Annotated in this window: 1 protein-coding gene; it reads left to right on the top strand. The window is 66.7% G+C overall.

Annotation, left to right across the window (positions count from 1 at the left end; all coding sequences use genetic code 11):
- Window positions 1–499: 499 nt before the first annotated feature.
- On the top strand, window positions 500–907 hold the full coding sequence (locus Q8S38_RS00005) for a VOC family protein (protein WP_305678363.1): 408 nt from the start codon (window positions 500–502) through the stop codon (window positions 905–907).
- Window positions 908–1,057 lie beyond the last annotated feature (150 nt).

The following is a 1,057-nucleotide window of genomic DNA, read 5'->3' as shown; positions in this document are numbered from 1 at the left end:
GCCTCACCCAGCTCGGCCATCACCTCCCGCCGCGACGGCTCCTCCCACCTGCCACCGCGCAGCCCGCCCTGCCGCTGGCTGGCTGAGGCTGACTCGTCGCTCCCGCGGGCTCCGCCAGTGTCCGGCTCTGCCCGGTGCTGGAGCTCGTCCCTTCCGCGCGCCCGTCCCGCCGCCCGTCCCGCCCACTGTCGGCCACGTCTCTGGGCCCTCGCACGCAACGTCGGCACTCGACCCTTCGCCCAGTCTCCTGCTTTGTTCTTCTTGTTCGTGCCGACACGATGGCTTCGTCGAGGTTGGTCTGGTCAGCCGACACGGCGGGGGGCTGGGGCAGATCGTGCCATTGCTTCCGAGGCTGGCGACTGGTGTTGGAACGGAGAGGGACTCGCTCGGTGTCAGGCCCGCTGAGAGACACATCGAGCGATGGGCGTCGCTGGAAGTCAGCCGGTGAGCGCGCCCAAAGTCACTTGGCGCTGCTGTTTCCGGATGGTAGTCGCGTCACATGACTGTCCTTCGTTCCTTCGTCTGCATCTTCTCTGACCGGCTCCCAGAGGTCAGAGACTTCTACGTCGAGCTGTTTGGCTGGCGCGTGGACTTCGACAGCGAGTGGTTCGTGCACCTTCAAGCGAAGGACAACCCCTCCATCGAGCTGGGCATTCTGCGGCGGAACCACGACATCGTTCCCGAGGCGTTCAGGACTGCGCCTGCAGGCATGCTGCTGACCATCGTGGTTCCTGATGTCGATGCGGTCCATCGGGCCGTCGTCCAGCGCGGTCTGGAACCCGTCGAGGCGCCGCGGAACCTGTTCTACGGCCAGCGTCGAATGCTCCTTCGAGACCCCAGCGGGACCCTCGTTGACGTGTCTTCGGAGTGCCCTCCCTCTCCTGAGTTCATGGCGTCGCTGAAGTAGCCGGAAGCGCCGGCCGTGGCGCGGCAGTCGCTCGTCTACACGAAGGTGGCGGGGGCGCTGCTGGTGCTGGGCGCGATCCTCGGAGCGACGACGGTGTGGCTCTCACCTGGGGGCGCCGATCTGATCCTCGACCCGATGCTGCTCGATCAC

It is taken from the genome of Allobosea sp. (assembly GCF_030695125.1).
Lineage (GTDB): Bacteria > Pseudomonadota > Alphaproteobacteria > Rhizobiales > Beijerinckiaceae > Allobosea.
Note: the sequence above shows the minus strand (reverse complement) of the source record. Positions and strands in the feature narration are given on the sequence as shown.